This is a genomic window from Enterobacter sp. HNDS-6, from assembly GCF_039850505.1.
GTDB classification, from domain to species: domain Bacteria; phylum Pseudomonadota; class Gammaproteobacteria; order Enterobacterales; family Enterobacteriaceae; genus Enterobacter; species Enterobacter kobei.
In genome coordinates this window covers 1,025,795-1,040,208 of the sequence record NZ_CP156673.1, presented here as the reverse complement: position 1 = coordinate 1,040,208, position 14,414 = coordinate 1,025,795, and the positions used below count along the sequence as shown (strand labels likewise).

Sequence of the window (14,414 nt, the reverse complement as noted above, 5' to 3'; positions counted from 1 at the left end):
ATGAGGGACGAAATGCAGGCCGGGTAAGCGCAGCGCTTCCCGGCAAGTGGCGTATTATCCCAGGTCGGCCATCAGCACTTTTGAACGGCGCTGATAGTTGTACATCTCTTTCTTCGTTTCCGGCAGGGAATCGATATCCACCGGCGTGAACCCGCGTTCCTGGAACCAGTGAATGCTGCGCGTGGTCAGGACGAACAGCTTGCTCAATCCCATCTGGCGCGCCTGCGCCGCCACGCGCTCTAGCAGCATTTCTCCGCGAGAAGAGCTCCGGTAGTCAGGATGCACAGCCACACAGGCCATTTCACCGATCTTCTCTTCCGGGAACGGATAGAGCGCGGCGCAGGCAATGGTCAGGTTATCGCGCTGAATAATGGTGAATTTGTCGATCTCCATCTCCAGCTGTTCACGGGAACGACGCACCAGAATACCCTGCTGTTCCAGCGGGCGGATCAGTTCCAGAATACCGCCGATATCGTTGATGGTCGCGCGGCGTATCTGCTCCGCACTCTCCATGACAATCTGGGTACCGATGCCATCCCGAGAGAACAGCTCCTGCAGTAAGGCCCCGTCTTCCTGATAGCTGATCAGGTGGCTACGGCGTACGCCGCTACGGCAGGCCTTCACCGCACCACGCAGAAAACGCACGGTGCCGGAGTGGTAATCTCCTTCGGCTTCCAGCGCTTCCACGCGCGCCTGGGCTTCATTCGGGAAGAGTTCCGGCACAATCACCCCTTCATCGTTAACGACGCCCTGTGAGGAGCAAAACCCAATCATTTTTTCCGCCTTCAGCTTGATAGCCAGCTGGGTGGCAATCTCTTCTGACGTGAGGTTGAAGCTTTCGCCGGTCACGGATACCGCCACCGGGCCCATGAGCACGATGGCACCGCTGTCCAGCTGGCGGTGAATGGCCTCTTCATCAATACGACGAATGCGGCCGCTGTGGCAGTAATCCACGCCATCGTCCACGCCGAGCGGTTGGGCGATGATAAAGTTGCCGCTCACGACGTTGATATGCGCCCCCTGCAGCGGTGTGTTGTTCAGACTCATCGACAGGCGAGCCGTAATATCCAGCTGCAGCAGCCCCGCCGCCTGTTTCACCAGTTCCAGGGTTTTTGCATCTGTGACGCGGGTATGTTTGTGGTAAATCGGCTCGTGGTGGTGAGCGGCCAGGTTGGCATCAATCTGCGGGCGCGCGCCGTAGACCACCACCAGGCGGATCCCGAGACTGTGCAGCAGGCCTATGTCATTGACGATGCTTGAAAAATTTTCATGTTCAATGGCTTCGCCACCAAGCATGATGACAAACGTTTTTCCCCGGTGGGCGTTGATATAGGGAACAGAATGGCGGAATCCCTGGACCAGTTCGGTTCTACGTTCCTTCACCATGGCACAACCCTTAATGAATGTTTATTCGTAATTTCTGTATTTTTATTCGATTGTGGCCGCGTGTGCAAGTGCAAATTTTCTGCGACCCACAGAAATGAATAAGTAATCCGTGCGTTAGCAGCGAATTGTTTACCCTTTTATAGATGACAGTTTATGCGTCATTCGTTAAAGTTTTCGGTCAATCTGGACTTTTGTATATCAGTTCGTTTTCTTGCTCGGGAGAAGCATGTCGGGATCCAATTCAGCAATAAGCCGCCGCCGTTTGTTAAAAGGGGCCGGGGCAATGTGGTTGCTTAGCGTCAGCCAGGTCGGCCTTGCCGCCACGAGTCAGGTGGTGGCGGTGCGCGTCTGGCCGTCGTCGACGTACACGCGCGTGACGGTCGAATCCAATCGTGTGCTGAAATATAAGCAATTTGCCCTCAGCAATCCTGAACGTGTGGTAGTGGATCTCGAAGGCGTGAACCTTAACTCCGTGCTGAAGGGGATGGCGGCGCAGATCCGCGGTGACGATCCGTTTATTAAATCGGCGCGCGTCGGGCAGTTTGATCCGCAAACCGTGCGTATGGTGTTTGAGCTCAAACAGAACGTGAAGCCGCAGCTGTTCGCTCTCGCCCCTGTGGCGACGTTTAAAGAGCGTCTGGTAATGGATCTCTACCCAGCCAATGCAACGGATATTCAGGATCCGCTTCTGGCCCTGCTGGAGGATTACAACAAAGGCGATCTGCAACGTCAGGTTCCGCCTGCGCAAAGTGGTCCGCAGCCGGGCAAAGCGGGGCGCGATCGCCCGATTGTGATCATGCTCGATCCTGGCCACGGCGGCGAAGACTCGGGTGCGGTGGGGAAATATCATACGCGGGAGAAAGACGTGGTGCTGCAAATTGCCCGTCGTCTGAAGGCGTTGATTGATAAAGAGGGCAATATGCGCGCCTACATGACGCGCAATGAAGATGTCTTTATCCCCCTGAAAGTTCGCGTGGCGAAAGCGCAGAAGCAGCGCGCCGATCTCTTTGTCTCGATCCACGCAGATGCCTTTACCAGCCGTCAGCCGAGTGGATCGTCAGTGTTTGCGCTCTCAACCAAAGGCGCGACCAGTACCGCGGCGCGTTACCTGGCCGACACTCAGAACGCCTCGGATCTGATCGGTGGCGTGAGCAAAAGCGGTGACCGCTACGTCGACCACACGATGTTCGATATGGTGCAGTCCCTGACCATTAACGACAGCCTGAAGTTTGGTAAAGCAGTGCTGGGCAAGCTGGGTAACATCAATAAGCTGCATAAAAACAGCGTTGAGCAGGCCGGGTTTGCGGTGCTTAAAGCGCCGGATATTCCCTCCATACTGGTCGAAACGGCGTTTATCAGTAACGTTGAAGAGGAGCGTAAGCTCAAGACGGCAAAATTCCAGCAGGAGGTGGCGGAGTCGATTCTGGCGGGGATTCGGGCGTATTTCTCAGACGGGGCGACGCTGGCGCGACGCGGATAGCGCATTCAGCCGGGTGAAACGCCCGGCACATTCACAAACGACAGATACAAAAAAACACCCTTCAGGGTGTTTATTGTTTTTAGAAGTGTTGGTTGCGGGGGCCGGATTTGAACCGACGACCTTCGGGTTATGAGCCCGACGAGCTACCAGGCTGCTCCACCCCGCGTCCGTCTTTCTACTCTTGTAGAAACTTACTTCTTCAAATTTGATTGGTTGCGGGGGCCGGATTTGAACCGACGACCTTCGGGTTATGAGCCCGACGAGCTACCAGGCTGCTCCACCCCGCGTCCGTCTTTCTACTGTCGTAGAAGATACTTCATCAAATTTTAATTGGTTGCGGGGGCCGGATTTGAACCGACGACCTTCGGGTTATGAGCCCGACGAGCTACCAGGCTGCTCCACCCCGCGTCCGTGGATGCGCACTATACTCGGATAGGTTTGTGATGCAACCCCTTTTTTACATAAATCATGATTTTGTATGCAAATTGAACGACATGGCGCTGTATGGACTATTTTTTGCGCAAAATTTGCCAAAGGGCATGCGAACGCATTTCATTAGCCCTGGCGGTTTGTTATCTTCATCACGCGGAAATGGGCAACTTAAAGACGAGATATAATGAAAGGACGTTGGGCGAAGTATCTGATGGCAGGCGCAATGGTAGCGATTCTTGCGGCCTGCTCTTCCAAACCGACCGATCGCGGTCAACAGTATAAAGACGGGAAGTTATCCCAGCCTTTCTCTTTAGTTAATCAGCCTGATGCTGTCGGTGCTCCGATCAACGCCGGCGATTTCTCCGAGCAGGTTTACCAGATCCGCAATGCGTCGCCGCGTCTGTATGGCACTCAGAGTAGCGTGTACAACGCGGTCCAGGACTGGCTGAAAGCAGGCGGTGATACGCGCAACATGCGCCAGTTTGGTATTGACGCCTGGCAGATGGAAGGGGCGGATAACTACGGCAACGTCCAGTTCACAGGGTATTACACGCCCGTGATTCAGGCGCGACACACGCGCCAGGGTGAGTTCCAGTATCCTATCTACCGTATGCCGCCAAAACGCGGTCGTCTGCCTTCTCGTGCAGAGATCTACGCGGGTGCGCTGAGCGAAAACTACGTTCTGGCTTACAGCAACTCCCTGATGGATAACTTCATCATGGACGTTCAGGGCAGTGGCTACATCGATTTTGGCGACGGTTCGCCGCTTAACTTCTTCAGCTATTCCGGTAAAAACGGCCACGCCTATCGCAGTATTGGTAAGGTGCTGATCGACCGCGGTGAAGTGAAGAAGGAAGATATGTCGATGCAGGCGATCCGCGAGTGGGGCGAAAAGCACAGTGAAGCCGAGGTGCGTGAACTGCTGGAGCAGAACCCGTCGTTCGTCTTCTTTAAACCGCAAAACTTCGCACCGGTGAAGGGGGCGAGTGCCGTTCCGCTGATTGGCCGCGCGTCGGTGGCATCGGATCGTTCTATTATTCCTGCGGGTACCACGCTGCTGGCGGAAGTCCCGCTGCTGGACAACAACGGTAAATTCAACGGTCAGTATGAGCTGCGTCTGATGGTGGCGCTGGATGTGGGCGGGGCGATTAAAGGCCAGCACTTCGATATTTATCAGGGCATTGGCCCGGATGCTGGCCACCGTGCGGGCTGGTATAACCACTACGGACGCGTGTGGGTGCTGAAGGCCGCACCGGGTACCGGAAACGTATTCAGCGGTTGATTGTGGTATTCTGAGCGCAATACGGATTACTTGTTCAGGGTGAGGAAGAACCTCACCCTTTTTACATCTGAGGTTTTATGTCTGTGGTAATCAGCGATGCCTGGCGTCAGCGTTTTGGCGGCACGGCACGTCTCTATGGTGAAAAAGCCCTGCAGCTGTTTGCGGATGCGCATGTCTGCGTCGTGGGCATTGGTGGTGTGGGGTCGTGGGCGGCAGAGGCGCTGGCGAGAACCGGTATTGGCGCAATCACGCTGATTGATATGGATGACGTTTGCGTCACCAATACCAACCGTCAAATCCATGCCCTTCGTGATAACGTCGGCCTGGCAAAGTCTGAAGTGATGGCGGAACGCATTCGTCTCATTAATCCGGAATGTCGCGTGACGGTGATCGACGACTTTGTCACGGCAGATAACGTCGCGGAGTACATGAGCAAAGGCTATAGCTATGTGATTGACGCTATCGACAGCGTGCGTCCCAAAGCGGCGCTGATCGCCTACTGCCGTCGCTACAAGGTGCCACTGGTCACGACGGGCGGCGCGGGCGGGCAAATCGATCCGACGCAAATCCAGGTCGCCGACCTGGCGAAAACCATTCAGGATCCGCTGGCGGCAAAGCTGCGTGAACGCCTGAAAAGCGACTTTAACGTGGTGAAGAACAGCAAAGGCAAGCTGGGCGTTGACTGCGTGTTCTCGACCGAAGCGCTGGTCTATCCCCAGGCGGACGGGTCGGTCTGCGCAATGAAAAGTACGGCGGAAGGACCCAAACGTATGGATTGCGCCTCAGGGTTTGGGGCGGCCACCATGGTAACCGCTTCCTTTGGCTTTGTGGCGGTTTCTCACGCCCTGAAAAAGATGATGGCGAAGGCGGAACGTCAGGCCTGAGCCTGACGTGCTGCGTCCAGTACCGCGTCGCTGAGCGCGATCAGACCCTGACCGCGTGAGGCGCTGAGCTGCGCGCGCAGCCCGAGCTCATCGAAGAACATTAGCGGCGAATGTGCTAACAATTCTGCCGCGCTTTTCCCTTCCACTGCGGTTAACAGAACCGCCAGCAGCCCGCGCACGATACGGCCTTCGCTGTCGCCGAAGAAGTGAAGCTTCTCCCCGGATACGCTAAACCCGAGCCAGACGCGGTTCTCGCAGCCAGCGATCTCTTTCGCCTGCGCTTTAAGATCGTCTGAAAGCGTGGGGAGCTGCTTGCCCAGCAGGATCAGCTGACGATATTTGTCCTCCCACTGCGTGAGGGGAGCGAAGGTCTGTTTTAAGGTCTCTTCTGTGATGACTGTGCCGAACGGATGTCCGGCTAACGCTGCTTGAGTCATTAATCCACCAGTATTTCAAGGGCGTGGTCAACGGCGCTAATCAGTGCCTCGACATCGCTTTGAGTATTATACGGCGCAAACGAGGCGCGCAGGGTGCCGCTCACGCCGAGCGCTGCCAGAAGCGGCTGGGCGCAGTGCTGTCCTGCCCGCAGGGCAATGCCGTACCCGGCCAGCAGCGTCACCATGTCGCTATGATGAACGCCTGCGAAATCAAAGGCGAGCAGGCTCGAGTCTTGTACGCGGAACGAGCGGAAACCGGGGCGTTTTTTAAGTTCTTCTTCCGCCAGCGTCGCAAGGCCGCGGCTCCAGCTCTCTGCCTGAACAATGTCTGTTTCAGTCAGCCACTCCAGCGCAGCGCTTAAGCCAATCACGCCCGCCACGTTTGGCGTACCGGCTTCAAGACGATAAGGTACATCCTGCGTTTTGAAGCCGTCGAATGTCACCTCGGTAATCATTTTGCCGCCCCCGAGCCACGGCGTCATTTGCGCCAGCCGTTCCGGCTTGCCGTAGAGTGCGCCAATGCCGGTTGGCCCGTAGAGCTTATGTCCGGAGAAGGCATAGAAGTCGATATCAAGCGCCTGCACATCAGCCGGGAAATGCACTACCCCCTGCGCCCCGTCGACCATCACCACCATACCGCTGGCATGGGCAATCTCAATAGCGCGGGCCAGATCCGGGCAGCCACCGGTGACGTTGGACATCTGCCCCAACGCCAGGATGCGGCTGCGTGGGGTAATCAGCTCGGGCAAACGTGCCACATCAGGCAGGAAGTCTGCACCCAACGGAAGTTTGACAATCTGCGCCCCCGTTTGCTCGGCCACCATCAGCCACGGCACCAGGTTAGCGTGGTGTTCCGCCTCGCTGACGATGATTTCATCTCCTGCCTGCAGCCGTGGGCGGGCATAGCACTGAGCCACCATGTTAATGGCTTCGGTCGTGCCGCGCGTCCAGACGATACTTTTTCCGCTTTCAGCATTGATCAGGCGTGCAACCTGATCGCGTGCGGCTTCGTAGCGCGCGGTTAAGCGCTGCGCTTCGGCAAACTGACTGCGATGCACGTTCCCGGCGCTCAGGCTGTAGAACTGCTGCGTCGCGTCAATCACCGCCTGGGGCTTCAAAGCGGTGGCGGCGCTATCAAGGTAAACACCGGCATCGGCCAGCGCCGGGAACTGTGCGCGAAACTGCGCAGGACTGAAAGCGTTCATGGGACTCCTCATATCAATAACGCGATCGTCGCGCAATTTCAGCGGCAGGGCAAGGAGGTTGATATCTATCAGATTCGTCTGCTTATCCTGGCGACCTCGTAAAAGCAGGTTATGCTAAATAGTGTTAGGCGGATGTTTTAGCCTGTTATAAATCGAGGTTTGAATAGCATTAATTGCTAAAGGAGAATAATCATGAATAAGACAGCTGCAATCATTTCTGCCTGTGCGTTTACTTTTGCCCTGAGCGCCTGTTCTGGTAACAACTACGTGATGCATACCAACGATGGTCGTTCCATCGTTTCGGAAGGGAAACCGACAACCGATAACGATACCGGGATGATTTCGTATAAAGATGCGAACGGGAACAAGCAGCAGATCAACCGCACGGACGTGAAAGAGATGAAAGAGATCGAGCATTAACCGATCGCAGGCGAAAAAAAAGCACCGCAAGTTGGCGGTGCTACATTAATCACTATGGACAGACAGGGTAAATGTACAGGAAGTGAAAAATTGGTAGCGTTGCTACCGTGGTCTGAATCGCAGACCAATTGCAAACACAACAACACAACATCACAACCGTAAGCCAAAAGCCCTTCAGAACACGCATTCCGAAAAAAGCTCTTCGTTCCGGCTCAGGAAGTGCCGCCACTATAGGTATTTGCTGGTAGTTCCTCAACGGACAAATTATAATGGCTCAGATAAAAAAAACTAATAGGTTAAACGTTGTTTCCTATTTGTTAAATTCAGTTAACATCTAAGCCAGATAACCATGTCAAAGCGATTGCCACCCCTTAATGCATTACGCGTTTTTGATGCAGCAGCACGTCACCTCAGCTTCACCCGTGCGGCAGATGAGCTTTTTGTGACACAGGCCGCAGTAAGTCATCAAATCAAGTCTCTGGAGGATTTCCTGGGCCTTAAGCTATTTCGTCGACGCAATCGTTCATTGCTGTTGACTGAAGAAGGGCAGAGCTATTTTCAGGATATTAAAGAGATTTTTTCCCAGCTCACGGAAGCCACGCGCAAGCTGCAGGCCCGCAGTGCAAAAGGTGCCCTGACTGTCAGTTTATTACCCAGTTTTGCCATTCAGTGGCTGGTGCCAAGACTCTCAAGCTTTAACTCAGCTTATCCGGGGATCGACGTTCGAATCCAGGCGGTGGATCGTCAGGAAGACAAGCTGGCCGATGATGTGGATGTCGCCATTTTTTACGGTCGAGGTAACTGGCCGGGCTTGCGTGTCGAGAAATTATACGCAGAATATCTGCTGCCGGTCTGCTCGCCTCTGCTGTTAACGGGCGATAAAGCGCTGAAGACCCCCGCTGACCTGGCGCAGCATACGCTTTTACATGATGCCTCTCGCCGCGACTGGCAAACGTATACCCGTCAATTAGGTCTAAGTCATATAAATGTGCAGCAGGGGCCCATTTTTAGCCACAGTGCGATGGTGCTACAGGCTGCCATTCACGGGCAGGGCGTGGCGTTGGCTAACAACGTGATGGCGCAGTCCGAAATTGAGGCAGGCCGTCTGGTTTGCCCATTTAATGACGTACTGGTCAGCAAAAATGCATTTTATCTGGTTTGTCATGACAGTCAGGCAGAACTGGGTAAAATAGCCGCCTTCCGGCAGTGGATACTGGCAAAGGCGGCAAGCGAGCAAGAGAAATTCCGCTTCAGGTATGAACAATAACGTTTGTGTGCCGGGCACGCATTAATTCAGGACTTAAACATGACCAGCCGATTCATGCTTATTTTTGCCGCGGTGAGTGGCTTTATTTTTGTTGCACTGGGCGCCTTTGGCGCACATGTATTGAGTAAGTCGTTGGGTGCTGTCGAGATGGGCTGGATCCATACCGGCCTTGAATACCAGGCGTTCCATACGCTGGCTATTTTCGGACTGGCGGTGGCGATGCAGCGTCGGATCAGCATCTGGTTTTACTGGAGCAGCGTTTTTCTGGCGCTGGGTACAGTGCTGTTCAGCGGCAGCCTCTACTGTCTGGCACTTTCACATCTGCGCCTGTGGGCGTTTGTTACACCCGTCGGCGGCGTCAGCTTCCTGGTGGGGTGGGTATTAATGTTTATCGGAGCTATCCGTCTGAAACGCAAGGGCGTTGTTCATGAATAAAGTTGTTTTATATTGTCGCCCGGGGTTTGAGAAAGAGTGCGCCGCGGAAATTACCGATAAATCGGCGAAGCGCGACGTCTTCGGCTTCGCCCGCGTGAAAGAGAATGCGGGCTATGTGGTCTTTGAATGCTATCAGCCCGAAGATGCGGATAAGCTGGCGCGCGAACTGCCGTTTAGCTCGTTAATCTTCGCTCGTCAGATGTTTGTGGCGGGTGAGCTGTTGAAAGACCTTCCCCCGGAAGACCGCATCACGCCAATTGTCGGCATGCTGCAGGGCGTAGTGGAGAAGGGCGGCGATCTGCGCGTGGAAGTGGCGGATACTAACGAAAGTAAAGAGCTGATGAAGTTCTGCCGCAAATTTACCGTGCCGCTGCGCGCGGCGCTGCGTGATGCGGGCGTGCTGACGAACTACGAAACGCCGAAGCGTCCGGTAGTACACATCTTCTTTATCGCTCCGGGCTGCTGTTATGCCGGCTATTCGTATACCAACAATAATTCGCCATTCTATATGGGGATCCCGCGTCTGAAGTTCCCGTCGGATGCACCGAGCCGCTCAACCCTGAAGCTGGAAGAGGCCTTCCACGTCTTTATCCCGGCCGATGAGTGGGACGAGCGTCTGGCTAACGGTATGTATGCCGTCGATCTTGGCGCGTGCCCGGGCGGCTGGACCTATCAGCTGGTGAAACGCAATATGTGGGTATCGTCTGTCGATAACGGCCCAATGGCGCAAAGCCTGATGGACACCGGGCAGGTAACCTGGCTGCGTGAAGACGGTTTCCGCTATCGTCCGACCCGTAACAACATCTCCTGGATGGTGTGCGACATGGTTGAGAAGCCAGCAAAAGTGGCCGCGCTGATGGCCTCCTGGCTGGTGAACGGCTGGTGCCGCGAGACCATTTTCAACCTCAAGCTGCCGATGAAAAAGCGCTACGAGGAGGTCTCTCAGAACCTGGCCTACATCCAGGCGCAACTGGATGAGCACGGTATTAACGTGGAGATCCAGGCGCGTCAGCTGTATCACGATCGCGAAGAGGTGACGGTACATATTCGTCGCTGGTGGGCGGCAGTAGGCGGGCGTCGCGACGAGCGATAGCGCGCGCTTTGTTTTGCCCGGTGGCGCTGTGCTTGCCGGGCCAACAAAACCGTGAACCGTTTAACGCTCTAACCGCAACTGCTGCAAGTTCCCGTCCAGCTGTAAATCCGTCTGTAACGTCGCCACATCCCGACAGATAAACGCCATCTCTTTGTGCGCCTCCAGCTTTTTACGCCATTTTTCCGGCACGTCATCCAGCCTGGCGTATATCCCCTCCAGACTCTGAAAATCTGTCAGCAGCTGGGAGGCGCTCTTCGGCCCGATGCCCGCGACACCCGGTACCTTCGAGCTGCTTATTCCCGCCAGTCCCCAGTAGTCAGGCAGTTGTTCTGGTGAGACGCCAAACTCGCTGGCAATAAATGGCGCGTCCAGCCAGCGTTTCTGGAAGTAATCGCGGATGCGGATGGTGGGAGAGAGAAGCTGGCAGTAGCCTTTGTCCGTTGAAACGATTGTGGACTGATGTCCGGCACTCGCTACCTTGACCGCAAGCGTCGCGGCCAGATCGTCAGCTTCGTTGCCGTGTGCGCCCCAGCAGGGAACGCCGCGTTGTTCAAAGGCCGCGCGAATAACGGGCATTTCGGCATGCAGGTCGTCCGGCATCGGCGCGCGTCCGGCCTTGTAGTCAGGGAGACGCTGGTGTCGCCAGCCGCTGTTCCGCGCTTCGTCATCAAACACCGCTACTGCATGGGTAGGTTCGCTATGGCGAATAAGCTGCTCCAGCGCGTGCAGGCAAGTGTCCTTACAGGGCGTGCCCTGTACCGCATGGATACGGCGAATCAGGTTGAGCGCGTCGACGATAAGTAAATGAACAGCCACAGATAATCTCCCTTAAAGCTAATGGGTAAAGGGTATCACTGTCAGCGGGTTGAAACGAATAGCGTGAGGGAAAACAGGAAGAAGCCTCGCAAAACGAGGCTTCCTGAGAGGCTTAATCGCAGGTCACGATCTTCATCGCCAGGCCGCCGCGAGAGGTTTCGCGGTATTTGGCGTTCATATCTTTGCCGGTTTCGTACATGGTTTCGATAACTTTATCGAGACAGACGCGCGGTTCGCTGGTGCGGCGCAGGGCCATACGTGCCGCGTTCACCGCCTTTACGGAGGCGATCGCGTTACGCTCGATGCACGGTACCTGTACCTGCCCGGCAACCGGATCACAGGTCAGACCCAGGTTATGCTCCATGCCGATTTCCGCCGCAATGCACACCTGAGCCGGGCTCGCGCCCAACAGTTCAGCCAGACCCGCCGCTGCCATGGAGCAGGCCACGCCGACTTCACCCTGGCAGCCCACTTCCGCACCGGAAATCGACGCGTTCATCTTATACAGAGAACCAATCGCGCTGGCGACCAGCAGGTAGCGCGCCAGAGAGTTGGCGTTGACCTCACGGATAAACTTGTCGTAGTACGCCAGCACGGCCGGAACGATACCGCATGCGCCGTTGGTCGGCGCGGTGACCACGCGGCCCCCTGCGGCGTTTTCTTCATTCACCGCCAGGGCAAACATGTTAATCCAGTCCACGACGGCCATGGGGTCGGTAGTCGTTTTGTCGGTGCTCACCAGCATACGGCGCAGCGCCGCCGCACGACGCGGTACGCGAAGCTTGCCAGGCAGAACGCCTTCGGTAGTGATCCCGCGCTCAATACCGCCGCGCATCACTTCCCAGACGCTGGTGAAATGCTGTTCAAGTTCCTCTTTGCTGTGAAGGGCCAGCTCGTTTTTCATCATCAGACCAGAGAGGGAAAGCCCCGTCTCCTGGCAGTGACGCTGAAGATCCGCCGCCGTTTTGTACGGATACGGCACTTCAACAGAAGAGGTACTGGTTTGACCAAAGTGGTCTTCGTCGACGATAAAACCGCCGCCGATAGAGTAATACGTCTGGCTGTAAACCGCTTTGTCGCCGGCCAACGCGGTAATGCGCATGCCGTTTTCGTGCAGCGACAGGTTGTCCGCATGGAAATTCATGCAATGGTCAACCGGGAATTCAACCTCATGCTCACCGTTCGCCAGCAGCAAACGACCGTGGGTGTTCACATCCTGGATGAAGCCAGGGATCGCATCAATATCAACGGTATCCGGCAGGTTCCCCGCCAGGCCCATGATAATGGCGATATCGGTATGGTGGCCTTTCCCGGTCAGAGAAAGGGAACCGTAAACATCGACAACCACGCGGGTAACGTCGTGCAAGATGCCGCGTGCAATCAAGTCGTCCGTGAACTGCTTACCGGCTTTCATTGGTCCGACGGTGTGAGAGCTGGAAGGACCAATACCGATTTTGAAGATATCGAATACGCTAATCATGATGCGTCCATTGCTTTCAGTCAGAGAGGGAGGAGTGCGCCGTCCGAAGACGGCGCGGGTGACAATCAGAACATGGTGTACAGGGAGTAGAAGATCGCAGAGATAGCGATAAGACCCATGATAACCACGAAGACATTACTCACATGGCCGCTGTACTTACGCATGGCTGGCACTTTCTGAATCGCATACATCGGCATCAGGAACAGAATCATCGCGATGACCGGACCACCCAGCGTTTCAATCATACCCAGGATGCTTGGGTTCAGGGTCGCTACCGCCCAGGTGGTGAGCAGCATGAACAGCGCAGTGATTTTATTCAGCTTGCTGATTTCAATGCTTTTGCCTTTACCGCGCAGAGATTTAATCACCATACCGTTGAAGCCTTCGCGTGCGCCCAGGTAGTGGCCCAGGAAGGATTTGGTGATGGCGATCATCGCGATGATCGGTGCCATCCACGCAATCAGCGGTGCGTTAAAGTGGTTCGCCAGGTAAGACAGAATAGAGATGTTCTGATCTTTCGCTGCCGCCAGGTCTGCCGGGGAGAGGCTCAGTACGCAGCTGAAGACGAAGAACATCACGGTCAGCACCATCATGATGTGAGCGCGAGCCAGGATGCTGGAGCACTTCTTCTCAGCGCCATTACCGTACTCTTCACGTTTCGCCACCGCGAAAGAGGAGATGATCGGGGAGTGGTTGAAGGAGAAGACCATGACCGGGATTGCCAGCCACAGGGTCATCAGCAGGCCGTTACCGGTTGCAGACGCGCTGCTCAGGGACAGCGTTTCCAGTGCGGCACCGTTCCACTGTGGGATCAGGTAGCAGGCCAGCAGCATCAGTGCAGCGACAAACGGGAATACCAGCACGCTCATGGCTTTCACAATCATCTGCTCACCGAAGCGCACGATGGTCATCATGCCGACAATCAGGATCAGAGACAGGATGGCACGCGGTGGTGGCGTCATGTGCAGCTGGTGCAACATGAAGCTTTCAACGGTGTTGGTGATGGCCACGCTGTAAACCAGCAGGATGGGGTAAATCGCGAAGAAGTAGAGCAGGGTAATCAGTTTACCTGCACCCACGCCGAAGTGTTCTTCAACAACTTCGGTGATGTCTTCGCCCGGGTTTTTACCGGACAGCACGAAGCGGGTCAGACCGCGGTGTGCAAAGTAGGTCATCGGGAAGGCGATGATGGCCATGATGATCAGCGGAACCAGACCGCCGACGCCTGCGTTGATAGGAAGAAACAGTACACCAGCGCCGATTGCTGTACCGTAAAGGCCAAGCATCCACATGGTATCCGTTTTGCGCCAACCACTTCGGGATTCAATCGAAGCAACGGTGCTGGTTTGAGTGGTTTCCATCTATATCTCCTGGAGGAAGCAAATTGTCAGGTTTCTAGTCAAATCCGATGAAAAAGTGCCTGACGGTAATATGAAATTCGTTCAGTGACGGTTTTTTTAATAATTTTCGCCCGTAACTATTGGCGGGCGGAAAGATACATTCTCGTTATGAATCTATCAGTGATCCTGATCCCAAATGCAATAATCCACTTATGAAGTGGGCATCTTTAGACCATTTATCTGTTAAAAAAACATCAAAGAGAATTTACGCGCGCGCAGGCTATCACCAACGACATGTAAGCTAAAAGGGCGGCCTGCGAGATAGGTGTCTTTTGCTGTAAAGAAATGGCTTTTTAGGATTTTCTGGCGGGTAATTTAGATTAAGGCTGATAATTTGCGGTTGCTAATGCGAGGTAATCGTTTGCGTTTGCGGCGAGTTTGTTAAAGACATAAGTGA

13 protein-coding genes and 3 tRNA genes are annotated in these 14,414 nt (G+C 55.1%); 7 read left to right on the top strand and 9 right to left on the bottom strand.

Annotation, left to right across the window (positions count from 1 at the left end; translation table 11 throughout):
- Positions 1 to 54: 54 nt before the first annotated feature.
- Positions 55 to 1,386, bottom strand: coding sequence for an amino-acid N-acetyltransferase (argA, locus tag ABFI50_RS04760; RefSeq protein WP_014885072.1), 1,332 nt, complete (start codon positions 1,384 to 1,386; stop codon positions 55 to 57).
- 226 nt (positions 1,387 to 1,612) lie between these two features.
- On the opposite strand from argA, the gene amiC reads away from it, so the two are divergent.
- The gene (gene amiC, locus ABFI50_RS04755; RefSeq protein ID WP_014885071.1) at positions 1,613 to 2,866 is read left to right on the top strand and encodes an N-acetylmuramoyl-L-alanine amidase AmiC; all 1,254 of its coding nucleotides are present in this window, start codon (positions 1,613 to 1,615) and stop codon (positions 2,864 to 2,866) included.
- Between the two features lie 89 nt (positions 2,867 to 2,955).
- Here amiC and ABFI50_RS04750 read toward each other — a convergent pair.
- The 3 genes from ABFI50_RS04750 to ABFI50_RS04740 all read right to left on the bottom strand — a co-directional run bounded on the left by ABFI50_RS04750 (position 2,956) and on the right by ABFI50_RS04740 (position 3,274).
- Positions 2,956 to 3,032: transfer RNA gene (locus tag ABFI50_RS04750), tRNA-Met, on the bottom strand.
- Positions 3,033 to 3,076: 44 nt separating this feature from the next.
- A tRNA-Met gene (locus tag ABFI50_RS04745) sits at positions 3,077 to 3,153 on the bottom strand.
- 44 nt (positions 3,154 to 3,197) lie between these two features.
- Positions 3,198 to 3,274, bottom strand: a tRNA-Met gene (locus ABFI50_RS04740).
- A 208-nt stretch (positions 3,275 to 3,482) separates the two neighbouring features.
- Between ABFI50_RS04740 and mltA the strand changes: the two genes are divergently transcribed.
- Both mltA and tcdA read left to right on the top strand, forming a co-directional pair.
- A complete protein-coding gene (gene mltA, locus ABFI50_RS04735) occupies positions 3,483 to 4,580 on the top strand; it encodes a murein transglycosylase A (RefSeq protein WP_014885070.1) in 1,098 nt (365 codons plus the stop codon).
- A gap of 77 nt (positions 4,581 to 4,657) precedes the next feature.
- Complete coding sequence (tcdA, locus tag ABFI50_RS04730) at positions 4,658 to 5,464, top strand: tRNA cyclic N6-threonylcarbamoyladenosine(37) synthase TcdA (protein ID WP_006811804.1); 807 nt, start codon at positions 4,658 to 4,660, stop codon at positions 5,462 to 5,464.
- On the opposite strand, the gene csdE is transcribed toward tcdA, so the two are convergent.
- Both csdE and csdA read right to left on the bottom strand, forming a co-directional pair.
- Entirely contained in the window at positions 5,455 to 5,901 is a 447-nt protein-coding gene (gene csdE, locus ABFI50_RS04725) for a cysteine desulfurase sulfur acceptor subunit CsdE (RefSeq protein WP_014885068.1), read from the bottom strand. The two genes, tcdA and csdE, sit on opposite strands and share 10 nt — an antisense overlap.
- Positions 5,901 to 7,106: a cysteine desulfurase CsdA gene (gene csdA, locus ABFI50_RS04720; RefSeq protein ID WP_347485481.1), complete on the bottom strand. Its 1,206-nt coding sequence runs from the start codon at positions 7,104 to 7,106 to the stop codon at positions 5,901 to 5,903. The genes csdE and csdA overlap by 1 nt, the downstream gene beginning before the upstream one ends.
- Before the next feature lie 192 nt (positions 7,107 to 7,298).
- On the opposite strand from csdA, the gene ABFI50_RS04715 reads away from it, so the two are divergent.
- The 4 genes from ABFI50_RS04715 to rlmM all read left to right on the top strand — a co-directional run bounded on the left by ABFI50_RS04715 (position 7,299) and on the right by rlmM (position 10,321).
- The gene (locus ABFI50_RS04715) at positions 7,299 to 7,526 is read left to right on the top strand and encodes a YgdI/YgdR family lipoprotein (protein WP_008499648.1); all 228 of its coding nucleotides are present in this window, start codon (positions 7,299 to 7,301) and stop codon (positions 7,524 to 7,526) included.
- Between the two features lie 349 nt (positions 7,527 to 7,875).
- Positions 7,876 to 8,793: a glycine cleavage system transcriptional regulator GcvA gene (gene gcvA, locus ABFI50_RS04710; RefSeq protein ID WP_014885066.1), complete on the top strand. Its 918-nt coding sequence runs from the start codon at positions 7,876 to 7,878 to the stop codon at positions 8,791 to 8,793.
- Between the two features lie 39 nt (positions 8,794 to 8,832).
- On the top strand, positions 8,833 to 9,228 hold the full coding sequence (locus tag ABFI50_RS04705) for a DUF423 domain-containing protein (RefSeq protein WP_347485478.1): 396 nt from the start codon (positions 8,833 to 8,835) through the stop codon (positions 9,226 to 9,228).
- Positions 9,221 to 10,321 (top strand): 23S rRNA (cytidine(2498)-2'-O)-methyltransferase RlmM, encoded by a 1,101-nt coding sequence (gene rlmM / locus ABFI50_RS04700; protein ID WP_248197232.1) that lies wholly within the window; start codon positions 9,221 to 9,223, stop codon positions 10,319 to 10,321. The genes ABFI50_RS04705 and rlmM overlap by 8 nt, the downstream gene beginning before the upstream one ends.
- Positions 10,322 to 10,381: 60 nt before the next feature.
- On the opposite strand, the gene xni is transcribed toward rlmM, so the two are convergent.
- The 3 genes from xni to ABFI50_RS04685 all read right to left on the bottom strand — a co-directional run bounded on the left by xni (position 10,382) and on the right by ABFI50_RS04685 (position 13,978).
- Positions 10,382 to 11,137 carry a flap endonuclease Xni gene (gene xni, locus ABFI50_RS04695; protein WP_176260293.1) on the bottom strand — a complete coding sequence of 252 codons (756 nt, stop codon included), beginning with the start codon at positions 11,135 to 11,137 and terminating at the stop codon, positions 10,382 to 10,384.
- Positions 11,138 to 11,249: 112 nt separating this feature from the next.
- Complete coding sequence (sdaB, locus tag ABFI50_RS04690; RefSeq protein ID WP_014885062.1) at positions 11,250 to 12,617, bottom strand: L-serine ammonia-lyase II; 1,368 nt, start codon at positions 12,615 to 12,617, stop codon at positions 11,250 to 11,252.
- A 65-nt stretch (positions 12,618 to 12,682) separates the two neighbouring features.
- Positions 12,683 to 13,978: an HAAAP family serine/threonine permease gene (locus ABFI50_RS04685; protein ID WP_347485476.1), complete on the bottom strand. Its 1,296-nt coding sequence runs from the start codon at positions 13,976 to 13,978 to the stop codon at positions 12,683 to 12,685.
- Between the last annotated feature and the right edge of the window lie 436 nt (positions 13,979 to 14,414).

Excerpts from the sequence above, each read along its gene's own strand:
- mltA (WP_014885070.1), top strand. The coding sequence starts at position 3,483 with ATGAAAGGACGTTGGGCGAAGTATCTGATGGCAGGCGCAATGGTAGCG.
- csdA (WP_347485481.1), bottom strand. The coding sequence starts at position 7,106 with ATGAACGCTTTCAGTCCTGCGCAGTTTCGCGCACAGTTCCCGGCGCTG.
- amiC (WP_014885071.1), top strand. The coding sequence starts at position 1,613 with ATGTCGGGATCCAATTCAGCAATAAGCCGCCGCCGTTTGTTAAAAGGG.
- rlmM (WP_248197232.1), top strand. The coding sequence starts at position 9,221 with ATGAATAAAGTTGTTTTATATTGTCGCCCGGGGTTTGAGAAAGAGTGC.
- ABFI50_RS04705 (WP_347485478.1), top strand. The coding sequence starts at position 8,833 with ATGACCAGCCGATTCATGCTTATTTTTGCCGCGGTGAGTGGCTTTATT.
- csdE (WP_014885068.1), bottom strand. The coding sequence starts at position 5,901 with ATGACTCAAGCAGCGTTAGCCGGACATCCGTTCGGCACAGTCATCACA.
- sdaB (WP_014885062.1), bottom strand. The coding sequence starts at position 12,617 with ATGATTAGCGTATTCGATATCTTCAAAATCGGTATTGGTCCTTCCAGC.
- tcdA (WP_006811804.1), top strand. The coding sequence starts at position 4,658 with ATGTCTGTGGTAATCAGCGATGCCTGGCGTCAGCGTTTTGGCGGCACG.
- ABFI50_RS04715 (WP_008499648.1), top strand. The coding sequence starts at position 7,299 with ATGAATAAGACAGCTGCAATCATTTCTGCCTGTGCGTTTACTTTTGCC.
- argA (WP_014885072.1), bottom strand. The coding sequence starts at position 1,386 with ATGGTGAAGGAACGTAGAACCGAACTGGTCCAGGGATTCCGCCATTCT.
- ABFI50_RS04685 (WP_347485476.1), bottom strand. The coding sequence starts at position 13,978 with ATGGAAACCACTCAAACCAGCACCGTTGCTTCGATTGAATCCCGAAGT.
- gcvA (WP_014885066.1), top strand. The coding sequence starts at position 7,876 with ATGTCAAAGCGATTGCCACCCCTTAATGCATTACGCGTTTTTGATGCA.